Annotated in this window: 19 protein-coding genes and 1 tRNA gene; 3 read left to right on the forward strand and 17 right to left on the reverse strand. The window is 74.4% G+C overall.

The annotated features are described in order from the left end of the window. The first annotated feature begins 31 nt into the window (after positions 1 to 31). Positions 32 to 1,726 carry a bifunctional 3'-5' exonuclease/DNA polymerase gene (locus ACFOSY_RS23815; RefSeq protein ID WP_394310210.1) on the forward strand — a complete coding sequence of 565 codons (1,695 nt, stop codon included), beginning with the start codon at positions 32 to 34 and terminating at the stop codon, positions 1,724 to 1,726. On the opposite strand, the gene ACFOSY_RS23820 is transcribed toward ACFOSY_RS23815, so the two are convergent. Together ACFOSY_RS23820 and ACFOSY_RS23825 are read right to left on the reverse strand one after the other, a co-directional pair. Beyond that, complete coding sequence (locus tag ACFOSY_RS23820) at positions 1,708 to 3,666, reverse strand: AfsR/SARP family transcriptional regulator (RefSeq protein ID WP_394310212.1); 1,959 nt, start codon at positions 3,664 to 3,666, stop codon at positions 1,708 to 1,710. The two genes, ACFOSY_RS23815 and ACFOSY_RS23820, sit on opposite strands and share 19 nt — an antisense overlap. A 222-nt stretch (positions 3,667 to 3,888) precedes the next feature. Then, the gene (locus tag ACFOSY_RS23825; RefSeq protein WP_394310214.1) at positions 3,889 to 6,846 is read right to left on the reverse strand and encodes an AfsR/SARP family transcriptional regulator; all 2,958 of its coding nucleotides are present in this window, start codon (positions 6,844 to 6,846) and stop codon (positions 3,889 to 3,891) included. 108 nt (positions 6,847 to 6,954) lie between these two features. Between ACFOSY_RS23825 and ACFOSY_RS23830 the strand changes: the two genes are divergently transcribed. Continuing rightward, complete coding sequence (locus ACFOSY_RS23830) at positions 6,955 to 7,281, forward strand: hypothetical protein (protein ID WP_394310216.1); 327 nt, start codon at positions 6,955 to 6,957, stop codon at positions 7,279 to 7,281. Between the two features lie 48 nt (positions 7,282 to 7,329). On the opposite strand, the gene ACFOSY_RS23835 is transcribed toward ACFOSY_RS23830, so the two are convergent. The 13 genes from ACFOSY_RS23835 to ACFOSY_RS23895 all read right to left on the reverse strand — a co-directional run bounded on the left by ACFOSY_RS23835 (position 7,330) and on the right by ACFOSY_RS23895 (position 18,169). Further along, complete coding sequence (locus ACFOSY_RS23835; protein WP_394310218.1) at positions 7,330 to 8,007, reverse strand: response regulator; 678 nt, start codon at positions 8,005 to 8,007, stop codon at positions 7,330 to 7,332. A gap of 100 nt (positions 8,008 to 8,107) precedes the next feature. Continuing rightward, entirely contained in the window at positions 8,108 to 9,430 is a 1,323-nt protein-coding gene (gene mslH, locus ACFOSY_RS23840; RefSeq protein WP_394310220.1) for a lasso peptide C-terminal Trp epimerase, read from the reverse strand. Then, on the reverse strand, positions 9,427 to 10,152 hold the full coding sequence (locus ACFOSY_RS23845) for a DsbA family protein (RefSeq protein ID WP_394310222.1): 726 nt from the start codon (positions 10,150 to 10,152) through the stop codon (positions 9,427 to 9,429). Before ACFOSY_RS23845 ends, mslH begins: the two co-directional genes overlap by 4 nt. Before the next feature lie 2 nt (positions 10,153 to 10,154). Next, entirely contained in the window at positions 10,155 to 10,628 is a 474-nt protein-coding gene (locus tag ACFOSY_RS23850; protein ID WP_394310224.1) for a MauE/DoxX family redox-associated membrane protein, read from the reverse strand. A 13-nt stretch (positions 10,629 to 10,641) separates the two neighbouring features. After that, entirely contained in the window at positions 10,642 to 11,511 is an 870-nt protein-coding gene (locus tag ACFOSY_RS23855) for an ABC transporter permease (RefSeq protein ID WP_394310226.1), read from the reverse strand. Continuing rightward, positions 11,508 to 12,473, reverse strand: coding sequence for an ATP-binding cassette domain-containing protein (locus tag ACFOSY_RS23860; protein ID WP_394310229.1), 966 nt, complete (start codon positions 12,471 to 12,473; stop codon positions 11,508 to 11,510). The genes ACFOSY_RS23855 and ACFOSY_RS23860 overlap by 4 nt, the downstream gene beginning before the upstream one ends. Then, positions 12,470 to 12,895: a lasso peptide biosynthesis B2 protein gene (locus ACFOSY_RS23865; protein WP_394310231.1), complete on the reverse strand. Its 426-nt coding sequence runs from the start codon at positions 12,893 to 12,895 to the stop codon at positions 12,470 to 12,472. Before ACFOSY_RS23865 ends, ACFOSY_RS23860 begins: the two co-directional genes overlap by 4 nt. Beyond that, positions 12,892 to 13,155, reverse strand: coding sequence for a lasso peptide biosynthesis PqqD family chaperone (locus tag ACFOSY_RS23870; protein WP_394310233.1), 264 nt, complete (start codon positions 13,153 to 13,155; stop codon positions 12,892 to 12,894). The genes ACFOSY_RS23865 and ACFOSY_RS23870 overlap by 4 nt, the downstream gene beginning before the upstream one ends. Further along, positions 13,152 to 14,963, reverse strand: a complete 1,812-nt coding sequence (locus ACFOSY_RS23875; RefSeq protein ID WP_394310235.1) for a lasso peptide isopeptide bond-forming cyclase — start codon at positions 14,961 to 14,963, stop codon at positions 13,152 to 13,154. The genes ACFOSY_RS23870 and ACFOSY_RS23875 overlap by 4 nt, the downstream gene beginning before the upstream one ends. Positions 14,964 to 15,025: 62 nt before the next feature. Beyond that, positions 15,026 to 15,154 (reverse strand): aborycin family tricyclic lasso peptide, encoded by a 129-nt coding sequence (locus ACFOSY_RS23880; RefSeq protein ID WP_394310238.1) that lies wholly within the window; start codon positions 15,152 to 15,154, stop codon positions 15,026 to 15,028. Between the two features lie 116 nt (positions 15,155 to 15,270). After that, positions 15,271 to 16,023, reverse strand: a complete 753-nt coding sequence (locus ACFOSY_RS23885) for an ABC transporter permease (RefSeq protein WP_394310240.1) — start codon at positions 16,021 to 16,023, stop codon at positions 15,271 to 15,273. Next, positions 16,016 to 16,918: an ABC transporter ATP-binding protein gene (locus ACFOSY_RS23890; protein ID WP_394310389.1), complete on the reverse strand. Its 903-nt coding sequence runs from the start codon at positions 16,916 to 16,918 to the stop codon at positions 16,016 to 16,018. Before ACFOSY_RS23890 ends, ACFOSY_RS23885 begins: the two co-directional genes overlap by 8 nt. Positions 16,919 to 17,035: 117 nt before the next feature. Continuing rightward, entirely contained in the window at positions 17,036 to 18,169 is a 1,134-nt protein-coding gene (locus tag ACFOSY_RS23895) for a sensor histidine kinase (RefSeq protein WP_394310245.1), read from the reverse strand. A 478-nt stretch (positions 18,170 to 18,647) separates the two neighbouring features. Between ACFOSY_RS23895 and ACFOSY_RS23900 the strand changes: the two genes are divergently transcribed. Further along, complete coding sequence (locus ACFOSY_RS23900; protein ID WP_394310246.1) at positions 18,648 to 19,349, forward strand: response regulator transcription factor; 702 nt, start codon at positions 18,648 to 18,650, stop codon at positions 19,347 to 19,349. A 56-nt stretch (positions 19,350 to 19,405) separates the two neighbouring features. On the opposite strand, the gene ACFOSY_RS23905 is transcribed toward ACFOSY_RS23900, so the two are convergent. Further along, positions 19,406 to 19,479: transfer RNA gene (locus ACFOSY_RS23905), tRNA-Thr, on the reverse strand. A 119-nt stretch (positions 19,480 to 19,598) separates the two neighbouring features. Next, positions 19,599 to 21,197 carry an alpha/beta hydrolase gene (locus ACFOSY_RS23910; protein WP_394310248.1) on the reverse strand — a complete coding sequence of 533 codons (1,599 nt, stop codon included), beginning with the start codon at positions 21,195 to 21,197 and terminating at the stop codon, positions 19,599 to 19,601. Positions 21,198 to 21,289: the final 92 nt, after the last annotated feature.

Below are 21,289 nucleotides of genomic sequence, written 5' to 3' on the forward strand. Positions count from 1 at the left end.
GTTGTCACACCCTCCTGCGACACTCGCGTACATGGCCGGCCGGTGGGCGCTCGCTCCGGCCGAGGACGGTGGCGTGGACGTCGCCCCCCTCGGCCCCGACGGGCTGCCCTCCGGCCCGGTGCGGCGCGAGACGGACCCTGCCGAGGCCGTACGGAGCCGCCCGGGCGTCGCCCGGTGGGTGTGGCGGTCCACCGCCGAGGTCTACCCGCGCCTGCTCGCCACGGGGGTGCGAGTGGAGCGGGCGTACGACGTGGAGGCCGCCGAGACCCTGCTCCTCGGCCACGAGGGGCGGTACGGGGAGCCGCGTTCGGCCGCGGCGGCCCTGGCCCGGCTGCGCGGCGGCCCCGTACCGCCCGACCCGCCCCAGCGGCAGGCGGACCCGGGAGCCCAGTCGTCCCTGTTCGACCCGCAGGCGGCCCCGCTGCCGCTGACCGACCTGCTCGCGGTCTACGCCGAGCAGCAGCGGCGCACCGACGCCACCGCGCACCCGGACCGGATGCGGCTGCTGGTCACCGCCGAGTCGGCGGGCATGCTGATCGCCGCCGAGATGAACCGCGCCGGGCTGCCCTGGCGCGCGGACGTGCACCGCGCGCTGCTGCACGACCTGCTGGGCGAGCGGTACGCGGGCGGGGGCGAGCCGCGCCGGCTGGCCGAGCTGGCCGACGAGGTGTCCGCCGCCTTCGGCCGCCGCGTCCGGCCCGACCTCCCGGCCGACGTGGTCAAGGCGTTCGCGCAGGCCGGGGTCAAGGTGACCTCCACCCGCCGCTGGGAGCTGCGGTCGGTGGACCACCCGGCGGTGAAGCCGCTCCTGGAGTACAAGAAGCTGTACCGGATCTGGGTGGCGCACGGCTGGTCCTGGCTCCAGGACTGGGTGCGCGACGGCCGCTTCCGCCCCGAGTTCCTCGCGGGCGGCACGGTGACCGGCCGCTGGGTCACCCACGGCGGGGGCGCCCTCCAGATACCCAAGGTGATCCGCCGCGCGGCCGTCGCCGACCCCGGCTGGCGGCTCGTCGTCGCCGACGCCGACCAGATGGAGCCGCGGGTGCTGGCGGCCATCTCCCGCGACCCCGCGCTGATGGAGGTCGCGGGCCGGGAGAGCGACCTCTACCAGGCGGTGTCCGAGCGCGCCTTCTCCGGCGACCGCGACCGCGCCAAGATCGCCGTCCTCGGCGCGGTGTACGGACAGACCTCGGGCGACGGCCTGAAGAACCTCGCCGCGCTGCGCCGCCGCTTCCCCCGGGCCGTGGCGTACGTCGACGAGGCGGCCCGCGCGGGCGAGGAGGGCCGGCTGGTGCGCACCTGGCTGGGCCGCACCTGCCCGCCGGCCGCGCGGACGACGGACGACGCGGTGGAGGAGGCGGGCATCCCGGTGGCGAGGGACGATCCGGACTCCGAGACGGCCCGCCCGTGGACCCCCGGCTACACCTCGACCGACGCCCGCGCCCGGGGCCGCTTCGCCCGCAACTTCGTGGTGCAGGGCAGCGCGGCCGACTGGGCGCTGCTGCTGCTCGCGGGGCTCCGGCAGGCGCTGACCGGCATGGCGGCCGAGCTGGTGTTCTTCCAGCACGACGAGGTGATCGTGCACTGCCCCGAGGAGGAGACGCGGGCGGTGACGGCGGCGATCCGTGAGGCCGCCGAGCAGGCGGGGCGGATCGCGTTCGGCGAGACGCCGGTGCGGTTCCCGTTCACCACGGCGGTGGTGAAGTGCTACGCCGACGCGAAGTGACACCCCGCCGGGGCGTGCGCGCAGGGTTCGGCCGCCCGTTCGCGGGCGAAGTCCCGCACGAGGTCGTACGGCACGAAGCGCCCGTACGCGGTCTCCTCCAGCAGCGCCACGTCGGCCAGCCGCTCCAGCGCCGCCTCGGCCCGGGCCTCGTCGACGCCGGTGAGCCGGGCCAGCGAGGGGGCGTCGTAGGAGGGCAGGTCGAGAGCGCCGATGTGGCGCAGGGCGAGGGCCGCGTCCCGGTCGGTACGGCGCTCGGAGGCGGTGAGCGCGGCGAAGGCGGCGTCCAGTGAGCGGCGGACGCCGAGGTCGTCGTAGTCGAGGAGGTCCAGCCTGCTCTCGGCGGCGGCGAGCTGGGCGGCGAACGCGTCCGGCGTGAGGGCTCGGCGCGCGGCGAGCCGGGCCGCGACCACGCGCAGCGCCAGCGGGAGCCGCCCGGTGAGGGCGACCAGCGGGTGCCGGGCGGTGATCCCGTCCCGCCCGGACGCGGCCCGCAGCAGCGCGGCGCTCTCCTCGTCGCTCAACGGCGGGAGCGGGAAACGGGCGGCGCCGTCGAGGGCGGTGAGGGGCGACCGGCTGGTGACGACGACACCGCACCCGGGCCCGGCGGGCAGCACCGGCCGTATCTGGGCGGCGCTCACGGCGTCGTCCAGCACGAGCAGGGTGCGGGTGGGGGCGAGCAGGGACCGCAGCAACGCGGAGGCGGTGTCGGGGTGTTCGGGGACGGCACACGAGGGGACGCCGAGGTCGCGGAGGAGTGCGGCGAGGATCTGCTCGGCGGTGAGGGGCGCGGAACCGGGCTCGGCGCCGCGCAGGTTGAGGTACAGCCGGCCTCCGCTGAAACGTTCCTCCAGGGCATGCGCGACGTGCAGTGCGAGGGCGCTCTTGCCGATGCCGACGGTGCCGCTGAGGACGACGAGACGGGTCGCGCCGTCCGTGGCGGAGAGCGCGTGGGTGATGCCCTCGCGGGCGTCGGCGCGGCCGACGAAGTGGGCGGGGGCGGGGGGAAGTCGGCCGGGTGGCACTTGACCGGGCGGGAATTGAGCTGGTGGCAGCTGAGCGGACGGCAGGTGACCGGACGACACCTGAACGAACGGCGTCTGAGCGATCGGCGTCTGAGCGGGCCGCACCCACAGGGACGCGCCGTCCCGCGTCCCGCTCCCCCGCAGCACCTCCACATGGGCGTCGCGCACGGCGGGCCCCGGCTCCACGCCGAGTTGGTCGGTGAGGCGGGCGCGCAGGTCGCGGTGGACGACGAGGGCCTCGGCCTGGCGGCCGGTGCGGTGCAGGGTGAGCATGAGCTGGCGGTGGTAGGCCTCCCGCAGCGGATGCTCCTCGGCGAGGGCGGCCAGCTCGGGCACGAGGTCGGCCAGACGGTCACCCAGGGCGAGTTCGGCGTCGTACCGCCACTCGTGGAGCAGCAGCCGCGCCTCCTGGAGGCGGCGCACGAGGGCGTACCCGCCCACGTCGGGGGCGAGCCCGCCCAGCGGAGTCCCCCGCCACAGCCGGAGCGCGGCCCGGCACTCCCCGCGCACCCGCTCCCAGTCGCCCTCGGCGCGGGCGGCACGGGCGGCGGCGACGTGGGTGTCGAAGACCTGGACGTCCAGTTCGCCGTCGTCGACGCGGAGGACGTACCCCGTGGGCACGGTGAGGAGCCGGCCGGGCTCGTCGAGGAGGCGGCGCAGGCGGGCGACGTGGTTGTGCAGCGAGGGCAGCGCGGAGACGGGCGGCGCCCCGCCCCACAGGGCGTCCTTCAGCACCTCGACGGAGACGACCCGCCCGGCGTCGAGCAGCAGGACGGTGAGGAGGGTGCGGAGCTTGGGGCTGGTCACGGGAACGACGGGGACGCCGCCTGGGGTGCGGGGCGCCTGACCGCGGGCCGGCTCACCGCCGTGGAGGACCGGCGTCCCCAGCAGTCCGAAGCGCAGTCCGCGTCGTGTCACGCCGCACCACTGCCTTCCGGCTGACCGAAACGGAACCCATTGGCCTTATGTTAGCCATCCGTTGGCAAGGTTTGATGTGATCACTACACCGGATCCGGCCCGGGGGTGCGCGCGAAGGACGCGCTGCTCGGGGGAGTGTCGCCGCCGGCCGATCCGCGTCACGAGGTTCCCGGTCGCCAGAGGTGAACGACCGGGGCCTCGTTCTTTTCGGCCCCGCCCCGGTCAGCCGGCCCGCCCCGGTTCCTCGGTGGCGGCGAGCCCCTCGACCGCCAGCTTGTGCTCCTTCGGGTACCGGTCGGCGCCCGGCACGGCCAGCGCGGTCCGGAACTGCTCCCGGGCCTCGGCCCGCCGCCCCGCCACCAGGCAGGTGCGGCCCAGCCTGCACCTCAGGTCCATTTCCCGCCGGTCGTGGTCGGGATCGTCGAGCGGGTCCGGTGTCCCGTGCTGCGCGAGGGCGCGCCGGAACACGTCCGCCGCCGCGTCCAGGTTCCCGGCGGTGTGCTCCGCCGTGCCGAGCCGGGCCAGCGTCAGGGTGTGGAGGAGTACGTCACCGGTCCGCTGGATCAGGTCGGCCACCCGGCGGAACAGGACCCTGGCCGCCGACGGGTCGAGATACAGGTGCAGGTCGAGGTTGGAGGTCAGCGCCCTGCTCAGGGCCCTCGGCCGCCCGATGGCCCTGCCGCGGGTGTGGGCCTCCCGGAAACAGGCCAGCGCCTCCTCGTCCCTGCCCTGGCGGTGGCGGACGAACCCGAGGGCGAAGGAGGCCATCGCGACGAGCCAGTGGTCGTCGTACCGCTCGGCGAGCTCCCGCCCCGCGACGAGCACGGACACCCCTTCCTCGCCGGCGGCGTCCGGTCCCGCGGCTCCCAGCCCGGTCATCGCCCCGAGTCCGACGAGCGCCCGCCCCTCCTCGTGCCGCTCCCCGCGCTCACGGCTGAGGTCGAGCGCCGTCCGCAGGCGACCGCAGGCCTCCGGGAAGCGCGCCCGGTGCGTGAGCGTGTACCCGAGGCAGTTGTGCAGCGCGGGCGCCATCCGCCGGTCCGCCGCCGCGTCGACGTGCGGCAGCGCGGTCTCGAGGGCCGCCTGGCACTCGTGCAGGCGGCCGCGGCCGACGAAGTGGTCCGTCAGGGCCTCGGCGATCCAGCAGGCGTGGTCGGCCTCGCCCGACGCCACCGCGTGACCGACGACGTCCGCCAGCTCCCCGCCCGCCTCGTCCAGCCACACCGCGGCCTCCCGCCAGTCGGTGAACGACGTCCCGGACGGCCCCGGACCGGTGGGATAGCCGCCGGCGCCCCAGTCGCTGGCCACACGGGCCGCGTCCAGGTAGAGGCGCAGCGCCGCCTCGCGTGCCGGACCCGTCTCGGCGGGCGCGGCCTCGGCCAGCCGTCGCGCGTGGACCCGCACCAGGTCGTGCAGCCGGTAGCGGCCCGGCCGGGGCTGCTGGAGCAGGCTCGTGTCGACCAGGCTTTCCATGATCCGCTCGGCGTCACGGGCGGACCGGCCGAGCATCGCCGCGGGGGTGCGCACGTCGAACTCCACGGTCGGCGCCAGCCCCAGTGTCCTGAAGCCCCGCCGCTGCTCCGGCGGCAGCTGGTCGTACGACAGCCGGAAGGCCGCCTCCACGCTGCGGTCACCGGCGCTGAGTTCGCCCAGGCGCCCCTCGTCGTCCGCCATCCGGTCCACCAGATACGCCAGCGTCCACGCCGGCCGGGTCTGCAACCGGGTGCCCGCGATACGCAGCGCCAGCGGCAGCCCGGCGCACAGCCGGACCAGTTCCCGCGTCGCCTCCGGCTCCCGGTCCGTGCGCTCCCGGCCGACGATCTGCCGCAGCAGCGAGGCCGCCTCGCCGGCGCCGAGGGTCTCCAGCGTGACCCGGCGGTCGGCGTCCAGGCCCGCCAGCCGCTGTCTGCCGGTGACGATCACCGTGCTGCCGGGCCCGGCGGGCAGCAACGGCCAAAGCTGCCGGGTGTCCGCCGCGTCGTCGAGGACGAGCAGCAGACGCAGCGGGCTGGTGACCGCCCGCCAGACGGTCATGAGGTCGTCGAGGTCGTCCGGCACCTCGCTGCCGTCCGCGCCGAGGGAGCGCAGCAGCCGCCGCAGCACCCGTTCCGGTGCGGGCCTGCCGCGTTCGCGGCTGTGGGCGTGCAGGTCCACGAAGAGGCACCCGTCGGGGTAGCGGTCGCGGATGCGGTGGGCCGCCCGCACGACGAGGGCCGTCTTGCCGACCCCGGCGGGGCCGTCCACGGCGACGACGGAGACCGCGTCGGCGGGACCGGGAGCCGTCAGGACGGACAACTCGGCCTCCCGTCCGACCAGTTGGCCGGTGTCGCCCGGCAGCTGGTTGACGGGGCTCCGTTGGGGCGGCGGCTGCACGGTGGTCGTCTGCCGCTCCGTGGCGCCGAGGAGCGTGGCGTCGTCCTGACGCAGCACCGCCTCGTGCACCCGGCGCAGTTCCTCGCCCGGGTCGACCCCCAGCTCGTCGGCGAGACGCCTGCGCATGTCCTCATACGCGTGCAGGGCCTCCGCCTGGCGTTCGCAGCCGTAGAGGGCGCGCATGCGCAGGGCCAGCACCGACTCGTCGTACCGGTCCGCCTCGGGCAGACGCGCCAGGTCGTCCAGGGCGTCGCCGTACCGGCCGAGGTCGACCAGACAGGAGAGCCGGGCCAGCCGCAGGGTCCGCCGACGCTCCAGGAGCCGTTCCCGCTCGGCCGCGGCGAACGGCCCGGAGAGATGGGCCAGCGGCTCGCCCTGGAACAGCGCGAGCGCCTTGGCCAACTGCTCGGCGGCGCCTGCCCGATCGCCGGACGCCTTGGTCCGCAGCGCCCGGTCGCCCAGCTCGGCGAGGTCCGCGAGGTCGAGGCGGACGTCGTCCAGGACGAAGCGGTACCAGCCCTTCCCGCTGCGGATCACCGACTCCGTGTGGCGGGTGCCCGCACGGTCGAGCGTTCTGCGCAGCGGATTGACGTGACTGGCCAGCACCTTGGTGCCGGAAGCGGGCGGGTCCGCTCCCCAGACGCCGTCGAGCAGGTGCTCGTGGCTCACCAGGGCGCCGTCCCGGAGCAGCAGGGCGGCCAGCACGGTCTGCCGTCTGAGGGGTCCCAGGTGCAGTGGGCTCCCGTCCCGCCACGCCCGCAGCGGGCCCAGCACCTCGATGCGCAGCCGCCGAGAATCCCCGCCCACCCCGAGCCTCCGCTCCCGCACTTCATCGGTCGTTCATCAGCATTGCAGCACCCCCGGACACAGTGGCCGTGCTCGTACGCACAACCCGCACATCCGAAGGGGCCCACGTTGACCGGAGCGGAACTGGTGGCCACCGCGCTGACCACGGGAGCGGCGGCCGGACTGACGGGCACGTCCCGCGGAACCGTCCACGACCTCCACGACGCGCTGAGACAAGCGGTCCGCCGACGCGTGACGGGCCCTGACGGCACGGGCGGACGCCACGGCGTCCGGGTCCTCGACGCCCATGCGACGGACCCGGACGTATGGGGAACCCGACTGCTCCGCGTCCTCGTCGCCTGTGGTGCGGGAGAGGACGAGGACGTCCTCCGGGCGGCCCGCGCACTCCTCCGCGCGGAACGCGGCCCGGCCGCGCGTGCGACGGACGAGCCCTGACGACCGTTCCCTCCGCGGCGTTCCGCGGCCGGGACCGCCGCCACCGGGTCAGCCCGGCGGCATCCCGCGCTCGGCGATGCCGCTCTCGTAGGCGACGATGACCAGTTGGGCGCGGTCGCGGGCGTTCAGCTTGGAGAGCAGTCTGCTCACGTGGGTCTTCACGGTGGGCAGGCTGATCACCAGGTGCTCGGCGATCTCCGCGTTCGACAGACCCTTGGCGATCAGCACGAGCACCTCCTGTTCGCGCCGGGTGAGCCCGACGAGCCGGGGGGCCGGCCGGGCGGCCGTGTCCTGGTGGGAGAAGTTCGCGATGACGCGGCGCGTGACCGAGGGGGCCAGCACGCCCTCACCCGTGGCGATGACACGGATGCCCGCGACCAGGTCGTCCGGCGAGGCGTCCTTCAGCATGAAACCGCTCGCGCCCGCCTGGAGGGCCGGGTAGACGTACTCGTCCATGTCGAACATGGTGAGGGCCAGCACCCGCACGCCCGCCGTCGACGCGTCGGAGCAGATCTCGCGGGTGGCGGCGATCCCGTCCATGACGGGCATCCGCAGGTCCATCAGGACGACGTCGGGTGTCAGTTCACGGGCGAGCGCGACGGCCTCGGCGCCGTCCCCCGCCTCCCCCACCGTCTCCATGCCGGGAGTCGAGTCGACGAGGACCCGGAAGCTCCCGCGCAGCAGCGCCTGGTCGTCCGCGATCAGGACCCGGACCGCCTCGGCCATTCCGCATCCCTCGTACCTCGGGTCGCCGCCGTGCCCCGGCGGTCCGACACCTCGTCGGCCTGTCTCCCCGGCACCCTACCGGCCGGGCCGGTGACCGCCGTCAGGTTTCCGCCGCCACCAGTTCCCCCGTCCCGTCGTCCCCGACGGTGACGGTGACGCCGTAGGGCTCCGCGAGCCGCGCGAAGTCGGTGAAGATTTCCTTGGCGTCGGCCGGACCGGCCAGCCGGGGCCGTCCCCGCCGGTGCACGGGCTGCCCGAAGCCCAGGTCGACCGGGTGCAGCCGGGCTCCGGTGAAGACCCCGTCGTCGAAGGTGAGCACCGGGACGAGCGACTGCCAGTACCGGCGGTGCGGGACGAACATCCGCCGGCCGTGGGCGGTGATCCGCTCGAAGTACCCGCCAGGGGTGAGGGCCTCGTCCGTCCCGGCCCGCGCGTAGTCCTCGGCGGGGACGCGGTCGGCCAGTTCGATCTGGCTGACGATGTTGCCCAGGCTGTGGAAGACGGGCCGGCCCCGGTGGAGTTCCGCGCCGCGCAGCATGTGCGGGCCGTGTCCGACCACGGCGTCGGCGCCGGCGTCGATCACCGCGCGGGCGAAGTCCCGCAGGAACTCGGCGGGGGTCTCGGGGGTCGGGCCGGGTTCGTGGGAGTGCACGCTGACCAGGACCAGGTCCGCGCGGCGGCGCGCCTCGGCGACCCAGCGGGTGATGTCGTGGACGTCCCGCGGGTCGCAGGCGGTGGTCAGGCCCGGGGTGTCCGCGGTCTCGAACCGGGTGCCGAACAGCGCGAGCCGGCCCGGGCCGGGCATGGCGGGGTCGAACCCGAGCAGGGTGCGCGCCTCGGCCCGCCGGGACCGCAGCCCGGTGGCGCCGTCGATCTCCCGCAACACCTCCAGCTGCGTGGACGTCACCCGGAGGGTCACCCCGTGCCGCAGCGGGCTGATTCCCGGCCGGCCCGGCAGGTCCGGGGACGGGGCGGCCGCCTCCTGCCCGTCCCGGAAGGTGGCGGTGCACGCGATCAGCGCCAGGCTGCCGGCCGGCCGGTCCGCATACACCGGGCGCCGGGCCGCGGTGAGGTCGGCGCCGATCCCCGCGAACGGCAGCCCCTTGGCGCGCAGCAGGTCCACGGTGCCGAGGACGCCCTCCGGGCCGAGGTCGAGGGCGTGGTTGTTGGCGCAGCTCAGGGCCGAGAAGCCCATCGCCGTCACATCGTCGAGGACGGCGGGGTCCGCGATCAGGCCGCCTCCGCTGGCCGCGTCCGGTACGGGGTGGCCGCGTCCGGTGGCGGGCGCGACCTCCAGGTTGGTGAAGGCGAAGTCGGCCCCGTGCAGCACCTCGCCCAGCCGGCCGGCGGCCGGGTCGGAGGTGAGCGGCGCACCCCGCGTCACCATGCAGTCCCCGGTCAGGGCCACGGTCAGGCGGCTCATGAACGGCTCTCCTCCACCGCCCGCACGAAGTCCTTCGCCCGGTCGGGTCCGGAGAGCTCGACGCGCTTGCCGTCCACCTTCACGGTCGGGGTGAGCGCCACCCCGCTGGAGGCGGCGACGTCGGACACGTACGTCACCCAGGGCCGGTACGTGCCGTCGCGCACGCACCGTTCGAAGGACGCGCCGGTGATGCCGGCGTCCCGGCCGAGGGCGACCAGGCGGTCGGTGTCGAGGCCGGGGCCCTGCTCCGGCGGCTGTTCGTCGAAGAGCGCCGCCGTGTACGGCTCGAACTTGTCCTGGTCCGCGGCGCAGGCGGCGGCGGACGCGGCCCGGGTGGAGTAGCCGGCGGGGGCGCTGCGGTCGTCGAGGAAGGCGACCGGATGGTGGACGACGCGCACCTCTCCGCGTTCCTGCATCCTCCTCAGTTCGGGTGCGAGGGCCTTCTCGGTGATCCGGCACTCGGGGCAGAGGTAGTCGAGGTAGAGATCGACGCGGACCGGGCCGTCGGACGTGACGAGTCCGGCCTGGTCGGCGGCCACGCCGGCCGGGACCTCCTCCGGCGCGTCGCCGGGCTCGGTGTCGGTGGCCCGGACGAGGCCGGCGCCGACGAGCGCGGCGCCGAGCACCGTGACCACCGCCGCGAGCGACACCAGCACCGTGCGGCGACGGCGGCGGCGCCGGTGCACCATGTCCCGGACCTGGGCGTCCGTCGACGGCTGCATGTCTAACGCTCCTTCGTCTCCAGGACCAGGCGGTCCAGGGCGTATCGGGTTCGCGGGCGGGTGATCAGGAACGCGGCGGCGCCGAGGAAGGCAAGGTCACGCACGATGTCGATGACGTAGCCGCGTTCCGCCCCGCCGGTGAGGGTGCCGCCGCTGCTGAAGCAGCCGCAGTCGATGGACATCCCGCGCGCCCACACCGAGGTGATGGCGGCGATGTACGTGACCATCAGCAGGGCGGTGACGGCCGCCACGGCGCGGGTGGCGAGCCCGGCGAGGAGCAGCAGGGCGAGCGCCAGCTCGACGAACGCCACGGCGGCGCCGACGAGTTGTGCGCTTTCTTCGGGGACGAGCCGGTAGAGGGCGACCGTACGGCCGGCCTCCGTGAGGTCCTGGACCTTCACCCAGCCCGCGTAGCCCAGGACCGCCGCGAGGACGATCCGGGCCGCGGTGCCCGCCCAGGTCCGCACGATCGTCATGGCCGGTCCCCTTTCACTGCGTCCGGGAGAACCGGTAGGTGGCGAGGCCCAGTACGGCGGCGGTGAGGGCGGCCAGCACGCCGAGTTCCGCGTACACGGGCGGGTTCCAGTCACCGAGCATCAGCCGGGTCTGCTCCGAGGTGAGGACGTCGGGGCCGGGCAGGGTCCGGCGCACGGCGTCGACGCCGTAGGTCAGCGGGTTCAGCTTGACGACGGTGTCGAGCCAGCCCGGCAGCCCGTTGGGCGGGAACATCGCGCCGGAGAAGAACATCAGCGGCATGAGGCTGAGGTTCACCACGATCTGGAAGGTGTCGACCTGCCGGATGGTGACCGCGGCGAGCAGACCGAACGAGGTGAACAGCAGCGACACCAGCAGCAGTTCGATGAGGACGACCAGCAGCATCGGTGTGTACCGGACACCCGCGATGCCTCCGACCGCGAGCAGGGCGAGGCCGTAGACGGCGCCCGTGGTGGCTCCGCCGAGCGCGAGGCCGAGGACGATGCTCGACCGCGGGAACGGGGAGACGAGCATCTGGCGCAGCATGCCGAGCCGGCGGTCCCAGACGAGCGAGATGCCCACGGCGATGGCCGGGGCCTGCACGGACATCACGAGCGCGCCCGGGAACAGGTAGGCCCGGTAGTCGTTCAGCTGGGCCTTGCCGAGCGTGGACGACGCCGCTTCCAGCCCCGTGCCCAGCACGACCAGGAACAGCAGCGGGGTGACCAGGCCCATGACGAGACGCAGCGGGTTGTGCCGCAGCCGGGTCATCTCACGCCGCCACAGCAGCGCGTAGGGCCGGACGGTGTGCCAGGTCCGCCCCTCGGACGGGGGTGCGGCCGGTTTCGTCACGGTGACGCTCGGCGGGATGTCGGTCCGGGTCATCGCAGTCCCTCCCCGAGGCTGTCGAGCGAGCGGCCGTCGGACCCGCTGTCCCGGATCGCGGTCCCGGTGTGGTGCAGGTAGACGTCGTCGAGCGAGGGCGGGGTGACGGTCACCGACCGCACGGTCAGGCCCAGTCCGGTGCACAGGCGGGGCACTGTGGAGGCGCCGTCCTGCACCCTCAGCCGCAGCCCGCCGGGGGTGGTCTCGGCCGTCAGCCCGAAGCGGTCGGACAGCAGGTCAGCGGCCAGCCGGTCGTCCTCGGTGCGCAGGTCGACGACGTCGGCCCCGATGACGGACTTCAGCTCCGCGGGTGAGCCCTCCGTGACCAGCTTGCCGCGGTCGAAGATCGCGATGCGGTCGCAGTGCTCGGCCTCCTCCAGCTGGTGCGTGGTGAAGAAGACCGTGATGCCCTGCTCCTCGCGGAGCCGGTCCAGGTGGTGCCAGACGGCCGCGCGGGTCTGCGTGTCGAGGCCGGTGGTCGGCTCGTCGAGGAAGAGCACGCGCGGGGAGCCGAGCAGCCCGCGGGCGATCTCCAGGCGCCGGCGCAGGCCGGTGGAGAAGTGCCGTACGGGGGTCCTGTCGCGTCCCGTGAGCTCCATCATGTCGAGCATCGCAGCGACCGCGGTGCGTGCCTCGGCCCGGCCCAGACCGCACAGATCGGCCTGGAAGCGCAGGTTCTCGGTGGCCGTGAGCTCCAGGTCGAGCGTCGACTCCTGGAAGACGATGCCGATCCTGCGCCGCACCTCGGCGGCGTGCGTGGTGACGTCGAACCCGGCCACCTCCGCGCGGCCCGCCGTGGGCCTGAGCAGCGTGGTGAGCATGCTGATCGTGGTGGTCTTGCCGGCGCCGTTCGGTCCCAGGAACCCGAAGGTGGCGCCCTCGGGGACGGTCAGGTCGAGGCCGTTCACGGCCGGCGTGGTGCCGTAGTACGCGTAGAGGCCCTCGGCCCGGATCGCCGTCATGAGCCGCTCCCGGTACGGCGCACGGCCAGCACGGTGCGGAACACGCCGACCTCCCCGGGCTCGTCCACCGGACGGCCGCCGGCCTCGACCCAGGCGTGCGCGGCGAAGGGCTGCACCCGGAAGCCGGTGCACCAGTCGGCCCACCTGCCCCGGACACGGAGCAGCAGCACCGTGGCGACGGACCGCTGGAGGCAGCCGAGGCCCGCGCAGCGGGTGCTGACCGAGACGACGGACCGCCGGGCGCGGGCCACCTGGGCGTACCCGGCGGGCCGGGAGCCCTTGCTCAGTACGCGCAGCACCCGGTGCAGCCGGGCCGGGGGCAGCCGGACCAGCAGGCGGGCGGCGCCGGCCGCGCATCTCGGGGCGACCTGCCGGTGCAGCGGGAGGCGCGTGGTCTGTTCTGCGACGGCGGGCGTGGTCACTGCGCCACCTCCACGAGGTCGGCCTCGCTCAGCGCGCGGACCAGGGCCAGCACGTCCTGGTGCACCCGCTCCTCGCTGACGGGAGCGGACTCCGACAGGCTCGCGGCGGCCGCGGCGGGGGTGTCGCCGTCGAGCAGCTTGTGCAGAATCGCGGAGCCCGAGGCGTTCAGCTGGTAGTAGCGGCCGCGGCGGCCGTCGAGCAGGACCGCCCCGGAATCGACGGGCGTGAGGGTGACGTCGCGGGCAAGACTCAGTTTCATCGGCTCTCTCCGGTGTCCTGGGGGTGCGCCCTCAGCCAGCTCTCGCACGCCACCGTGGTCTGGATCGGCTGGAGGTGATGGGACATCGGCCCGGGGTTGAGCACCGCGGACCGGAAGGCGTCCGGGTCGACCAGGCCGAGCCGGGCCAGGAGCGAGTCCTCGCAGAGGTCCAGGATCCGGTCCCGGTTGCGTTCGATGCCCCGGAACGTCTCGGCGCTGAACTCGCCCTTGTCGCGCCGGGCGAGGAAGTCGCCGGGCACGGTGCCCCGTACGGCGGTGGTCAGCAGCGGCTTGAACCGTCCGGCCGCCAGCCGCTCGTCGATCCGGGTGGCGAGGGCCGCCTCGAGGACCCGGTCGTCGAGGAACGGCGCCTCCCAGACCAGGCCGGTGCCGGCGACGGCGGTGTTGACCTGCCGGACGGTGTTCCCCTCGAACACGAGGGAGGACAGCGCCTGGTGCCGTGCCCGGTCGGCGTCCAGCGGTTCCGGGGTCCGTTCGGCTGCCGTGGTCAGCAGGTCCCGCACGGCGGCCACCGCGTCCGGGGTGGCCCAGGCGGGCATGCGCGGCGCGAACACCCAGCCGAAGTCGGGCTCGTTGACCGGCGGAGGCGGGGCGGTGATCCGCCCGGCGACCTCCGTCAGGTTCCGCGCGAACGTCGAACGGTCCGCGAGCTGCCGCAGGGTGCTGCGCCAGGGCCAGCGGTTGGCCAGCCGGTAGCGGTTCACCAGCCGCAGGCCGTCGGCGGGGCGGATCCGGGCGAGGGACCAGGCGCAGGCGGGCATCCGGCCGAAGAGTTCGTCCCCGCCGAACCCGGACAGGTGCAGGGCCGCGCCCTCGGCGGTGGCCCGCCCGGCGAGGTCCCGGATGTGCGCGAGTCCGGAGGCCCACGTCGAGGGGCCTTCGGGGGCCGCGTTGACGGTGTCGGCGGTGTAGCCGATGTCGAACAGGTTGGCGGCGCGGTCCGCGGCGAGCATGTGGTGACGGGCGTGCGGAAGGTGCGCGGCGGCCTTGCGGGCCCAGGCGGTGTCCTCGTTGGCCTCGTCGAGCGGCATGACGTGATAGGTGACCAGGTCGGCGCCGGCCGCGTCGGCGAGGAAGCACAGGCTGGTGGAGTCGAGCCCGCCGGAGAGGTCCGCGCTGATCGTGCGGTGGGGGTCCACACGGGTCGTGAGGGCGTCCGTCAGCGCGGAACGGACGGCCCCGGCACCTTCCTCCAGCGAGAGGGTCGCCTCGGGCAGTTCCCACCACCGGACGCTGCGGGCCCGGCCGTCGGCGCCGAGTTCCAGCCAGTGGCCGGTGGGCAGCGCGTCCACGCCGCGGCGGACCGGGCGCAGCGAGAGCGGCCAGGGCGCCCCGCCGGGTGCCAGCAGCCGTGCGGCCAGCAAGGTCTCGTCGAGGTCCGCGCCGGTGAGGCGCAGCAGCGGTCGCACGGCGCTCGCGGCGACCGTCACCCCGTCGACCCGGGTGGTGAACACCTGCCGTACGCCGGCCACGGAACCCTGGAGGCGGACCGCGCCGTCCAGGGAGGCCGCGAGGTGGAAGACCCCGGGCAGCCGGGACGCGACCCGGTCGACGTCGTGCAGCGAGCGCATCCGGCCGAGCGCGGAGGCCCATCCCGCGCCGTCGGGCCTGGTGTGTCCGAACACCGCCAGCCGGCGGGTGCCGGCCTCGGTCACCGTCGCCTCGCCCTCGGCCCAGCTCCCCACGATCCAGGGCCGTCCCGACGCGTGGTCGATCCGCTTCGCCGCCCCCACCCGGTCCGCCAGCGCGGCGCCGGCGGGACAGTCCGGAAGCACGGTGAATTCCATGTCGTCTCACTCCCCCCGGGCGGTGCCGGTGTGCCGCGAGGGGCACACCGGCACCGGTGCGATCACCAGAAGCAGACGACGGCGTAACCGCAGCCGGCGAAGTCGTTGCAGCTCCCGACGCCGAGGCACTTGGTGAGCTCGTCGAAGTCGCCGATCTCCTGCAGGGCGGGCGGCTCGTAGATCGCGGTCATGGTTCCTCCCGTGGGTCGAACGGCCCGGGCCGACCTTTTCGGCTCCGTGACCTGTCCGGGAACCTACGGAGGGCCGTGTCCCACGTGCATGGGGCACATGACCCAGGCGCGTCCCGTCACCCGTCCCACGAGCGGTGCCGGAGCCAGCCGGCGGTCAGGGCGGCCGCGGTCCACGCGAGCAGCACGACGAGGCCGGTGAGGGCGTCGCCCGAGTCGACGGTGAGCATCTCGGTGCCGGCCCGGTCGGGGAACCAGCGCGCCACCTCCTTCGTCGCCCCGATGACGGACAGGATCTGGGAGCCGACCAGCACCAGCGGCAGCAGCACGGCCAGCGGGAGGACGACGCTGCGGGCGGCGGCCGCCACCCCGACGGCGAGCAGGCTCATGAGGGTCAGGTAGACGACCGCGCCGGCCAGGGCTCGCGGGACACCGTCCGCGTCGATCGTCGACCCGTGCGGGCCCAGGGCGAGTTGGGTGACCAGGTACGACACGACCGTGACCGGCAGGGCGACGGCCAGGGCCGCGGCGGCGGTGACGGCCGTCTTGGCCAGGTAGAACCGGCCGCGCCGGGGCACCGCGAGCAGCGAGACCCGCATCATGCCCGAGGTGTACTCGCCCGACATCATCAGCACCCCGAACACGATCAGGGCGAGCTGGCCGTAGAGGATGCCGTCCAGGCCGGCCTGCTCGGGCGTGAAGTCGGAACGCAGCCCGGGGTTGTCGGACTCGATCGCGCCCTTGGCCGACCAGCCGCCCAGCGCGGCGATGAACACGCTGACGGCGGCGAACAGCAGCAGCGCGGCGGACGTGGCGCGCACCGCCCGCAGTTTGGTGAACTCCGCCCGCGCTGCCGCGAGGGTCTCAGACATGCGTGGGGTCTCCTCCGTCGTCGACGAGCTTGAGGAAGGTCTCCTCCAGCGAGCCGGTGTGGGTGCTCAGTTCCTCGACCGGGACGCCGGCCGCCGCGGCGATCCGGTTCACCTCGCCCGCCGGCAGGCCGTCCACCTCCAGGCCGCCGTCCGCGGCCGGCCGTACCGCGGTGGCGCCCTTCGCCTGGAACTCCTGCGCGGCCCGCAGCGGTTCGGGGGTCCTGACCCGTACGAACGTCCGGCCGTGGCGTCCGATGAACTCCGACACGCTTGTCTCGGCGAGGAGCCGGCCCCGGCTGATCACGATCAGCTCGTCGGCGACCTGCGCCATCTCGGCCATCAGATGGCTGGAGACGAGGACGGTACGGCCCTCGGCGGCCTTGGCGCGCAGCAGTTCGCGAAGCCACCGGATGCCCTCGGCGTCGAGCCCGTTGACCGGCTCGTCGAGCACCAGGGCCTGGGGGTCGCCGAGGAGGGCGGCCGCCAGGCCCAGACGCTGTGCCATGCCCAGGGAGAAGGTGCCGACCCGCTTGCGGGCGGCTCCCGTGAGACCGACCGCGTCGAGCACCTCGTCCGCCCGCCGGCGGGGGATGCGGTTGCTGCGTGCCAGCCACGACAGGTGGCCGACGGCGGTCATGCCACGGTGCGGGGCCGACGTCTCCAGGAGCGCGCCGACGTGCCGGAGGGGGTAGGTCAGGTCGTGGTAGGCGCGTCCGCCGACGGTGGCCGTGCCGCTGTCGGGGCGGGTCAGGCCGAGCATCATCCGCATCGTCGTGGACTTCCCGGCGCCGTTGGGCCCGAGGAAGCCGGTGACGACCCCTGGTCGCACCGTGAAGGACAGGTCGTCGACGACGGTGGCGGGCCCGTACCGCTTGGTCAGTCTCTCAACAAGCATCACGCGTCGAGTCTCGCGGTGGGCGCCCCGCGACCACATCGGCCCGCGGTCGGGAACCCGGCGGGGTGCGGCACGGGCGTCCCTCATACCCGAGGATGAGCCGGGGTCGGTCAGGTCCTAGAACGGCAGGGTGGCCGTCACCCGGAAGCCGCCGCCGGGCCGGGGGCCCGCGCTGAGGGTGCCGCCGTGCGCGGCGGTCCGTTCCTTCATGCCGACCAGCCCCATGCCGCCGCCGGGCACCGTGGTCCGGCGTCCGGGGCCGGGCCCGTCGTCGGTCACGTCCACGGTCAGCACGCCCTCCCGCGCCGTGACCTCCACCCGGCAGCCGGTCGGCGCGGCGTGCTTGACCACGTTGGTGAGGGCCTCCTGGACGATGCGGAACGCCGCCAGCGCGACGCCCTCGGGCGGCTCCTGGTCGTACCGGGTGCGCAGTTCGACCCGGACGCCTGCCGCCTCGGCGGTGTCGAGCAGCGCCGGCAGGTCCGCCAGGCCGCGGGCGGGCCGCAAATCCCCAGCCTCGCTCCGGTCCTCACCGCGCAGCACGGTCAGGGTGGCGCGCATGTCGCGCAGCGCCCGGCGGCTGACGTCCTCGATGACCGCCAGGGCCTCCTTCGCCTCCTCCGGACGGGTGGCCACGACGTGGTTGGCGATGCCGGCCTTGACGGCGATGAGTCCCACGCTGTGGGTGACGACGTCGTGGATGTCACGGGCGATACGCAGGCGCTCCTCGGTCCTGGCCTGCTCGGCGGCGTGCTCGATGGCACGCCGGGTACTGCGTCTGCGCTCCCTGACCGCCGAGCCGGCCGCCCAGGTCGCGCCGAGCACGAGGAGGCCGAACACGGCCTGCACCGTGGTGCTGCCGCCCTGGTAGGACTGCCCGCCCGACAGCGTGAGCAGGGCGGCGACCGCCGCGCACAGCCCGGCGACGGCGACGGCCGACACGCCGGGGTCGCGCCGCCGCGTGGCGGCCACCGTGTAGACGGCGTAGGAGGCGGCCAGGAACGAGGCGGGTCCGAGGCCGGCGGCCAACGCCCCGCACGCGGCGGCCAGGACGACGACGAAGACCGGGACGGGCCACAACCGCCGTGCTGCCAGGGGGAGTCCGGCGCCCAGGGACAGCAGCCACAGGATGCCGCCGCCCGTCCCGCCGTCGACGGCCGGCCGCAGCAGCGACACCTGCGGCAGGAGCGTGAACGCGCAGGCCGCCGCCGCGTCCAACACGAGCGCACGCCTCCGGGACCCTCCACCCATGCCCTCGAACGTAGGTGTTCGCTCCACGACCCGTCCAACGGGCGGAACGCCGTGCGTCCGCGTGTCGCGCCGGGCGGTGACCGTTTCGGCCAGTGTCGTCCGCCGCACACCACGGCCCCCACGGGCGTGCGGTCCCGCGGGTCGCGCGCCCGGAGCCGCCCCCACCACCACCGACGCCGGGAAAGGGAGTGTTCGGCGGGGTCCGGCCGATACTCACCCCTCGTACGGATCAGGGGTGTTGACGACCTTGCGTTCTCTCAGGACGCGTCCACATACTCGGCATCACGAGCGCCTTGCCGCTCCGGAACAACACCATGCCTGCGCCGACAGGCCATGGCCACGGGGGCCACTGAACACCACAACTGACCACGTCACGCCCGGAGTCGGCCGCATACGGACCGACCCTTCGTCGCGTGTGCCCCCGGGACCGTCCGGCGCCGTCCGCACCACGCCGACGCATTTCTGGGGGATGTACGAGATGACCGTCAACCTGTTCGTGGTCAGCGACAACCCGGTGTCCCTCGCCGGGCTGGAAGCGATTGTCGATCAGGATGAGGAGTGCACTCTCGTCGGCCGTGCCACGGACGACTCCGACGACCTGCGATGTCTGTCGGACCTGGCCGGCACCGCCCGCCACCCCGACGTGGTCGTCCTGAGCGAACCGTCCTCCAGGAGAACCGTCTCCGCACGCGTCCGGCACATCGCCTCCGCCTTCCCCGACGAGGCGTCCCGGCCGCACATGATCGTGGTGGCGCAGAACGACGACGACGAGATGATCGTCGCGGCCCTCCGGGCCGGCGTCAACGGCTACCTCTCCCGCCTCGGTTCGGCCGACGAACTGCTGCGCTCCCTGAAGGTCGTCGCCCGGGGCTGCGCCGTCTTCTGCCCCAGCGTCGCCGCCCGTTTGAGCCGCTACTTCTCCGCCATGCAGGGCCCGCACGACAGCGCCGGGTTCCCGGGACTGACCAGCCGCGAGCTGGAGATACTGGAGCTGCTGGCCGGCGGCCTGGGAAACCGGCAGATCGCCCGCCGGCTCTTCCTGGCCGAGAAGACCGTCCGCAACTACGTCTCACGCATCTTCGCCAAACTCGAGGTGCACGACCGGGCGACGGCGGTGGTGGTGGCCCGGGACGCGGGCTTCGGCGAGCCGGCCGGGGAACTGCTCCGGCACAGCGCGTGAGCGCACCGGCACGACGAAGCCCCGCTCGGACACTGTCCGCGCGGGGCTCGAAAAAGAGCCGCCTTCGGGATTCGAACCCGAGACCTACGCATTACGAGTGCGTTGCTCTGGCCATCTGAGCTAAGGCGGCGTGCCGTGTGCACCATGGTGCGATCAGCGACGTCGGTAAGTCTACACAGTTTCCGAGGGTGCTTCGTACCGCCCCCGGAGGCGGGGCGGGGCCGTCGCCTCCGGGGGTGGCCGTACCCGCTACGAGCAGCGCTTTCCGTCCGCCGGAGGGGTGCCCTTCAGCAGGTACGTGTTGATCGCCGCGTCGATGCAGGAGCTGCCGCGGCCGTACGCCGTGTGGCCGTCGCCGTCGTAGGTGAGGAGGCGGGCCGAGGAGAGCTGGCCGGCCAGGCCCTCCGCCCAGCGGTACGGGGTCGCCGGGTCCCGGGTGGTGCCGACGACCACGATCGGCGCCGCGCCCTTCGCCTCGATGCGCTGCGCCTCGCCGGTGGCCCGCACCGGCCAGTACGCGCAGTTCAGCGAGGCCCAGGCCAGGCCCTCGCCGAACACCGGGGACGCCTTCTCGAAGTCGGGGAGCGCCGCCCGCACCTGGTCCGGAGACTCGAAGGCGGGCGGCAGGTCCAGGCAGTTGACGGCCGCGTTGGCGGACATCAGGTTGCTGTACGCGCCGCCCGCGTCCCGCTCGTAGTAGCTGTCGGAGAGCACGAGCAGCCCCGCCCCGTCGCCCTCCTTCATCGCCGACGTCAGCGCCTCGCGCAGCCGCGGCCAGGCCGCCTCGTCGTACATCGCCGCGATCACGCCCATCGTCGCCAGCGACTCGGTCAGCTCGCGCCCGTCGGCGTCCCCGGCGGGCATCGGGCGCGCGTCGAGCTTCTCGAAGAACGCCGTCAGGTTCTCGCCGGCCTTCTCCGCACTCGTGCCCTTGCCGCCCAGCGGGCAGTCGCTGCGCCGCACGCAGTCCTTCGCGAACGCCGTGAACGCCGTGGCGAAGCCCTCCGTCTGCTCCAGGTTGAGCCGGCGCGCGCTCAGCGACGGGTCCATCGCGCCGTCCAGCACCAGCCGCCCGGTGCGCTCCGGGAACAGTCCCGCGTACGTCGCGCCCAGCAGCGTGCCGTACGAGGCGCCGACGTACGTCAGCTTCTCGTCGCCGAGCACCGCGCGCACGATGTCCATGTCCCGGGCCGCCTCCACGGTCGACACATGGCGCAGCAGCTTAGGCTTCTTCGCCCCGCACCCCTCGGCGAACGTCCGGTACGCCGAGACCAGCGCCTCGGTCTCCTTCGCGTCGTCCGGCGTGGTGTCCGTGCGGGTGTACGCGTCCATCGCGGGCCCGTTCAGGCACTCGACGGGCTCGCTGCGGGCGACGCCGCGCGGGTCGACGGCCACCATGTCGTAGCGGGCGCGCACCTCGGCCGGGTAGCCGATGCCCGCGTACATCTGGAGGTAGCCGACCGCCGAGCCGCCCGGGCCGCCCGGGTTGACCAGCAGGGAGCCCAGCCGCTTGCCGGGGCCGGTGGCCTTCTTGCGGGCGACGGCGAGACGGACGTCCCCGGCGGACGGTTCGGCGTAGTCGAGCGGGGCCTTCACCGTGGCGCACTGGAAGCCGGGGACGCCGCAGTCGCGCCACGCCGGTTCCTGTGCGTAGTACGGGGCGAGGGCCGCGGGGGTCGAGCCGGGCAGCGGGGCGAGCGCGGCGGCCGCTCCCGCCACCGGCGAACCGGCCCTGCTGGTGGTCGAGGTCCCAGAGGTCCCCGAGGAGCAGCCCGCCAGCAGCAGCGCGGCCGTGGCGATCAGGGCGGCTGCGGTACGGGTCCTGCGTGGGGTGCGCCGTGTGTGCATACCGCGAGCGTAACGGTGAGCGACCGGGCGGACGCTCTGTGCACACGCCGTGCCCCGGACGAGTTACGGCGGCCCGCCGGCGCGGCCCCGCG

The sequence above is a fragment of the Streptomyces lusitanus genome, assembly GCF_042647945.1.
Taxonomy (GTDB): domain Bacteria; phylum Actinomycetota; class Actinomycetes; order Streptomycetales; family Streptomycetaceae; genus Streptomyces; species Streptomyces pseudogriseolus.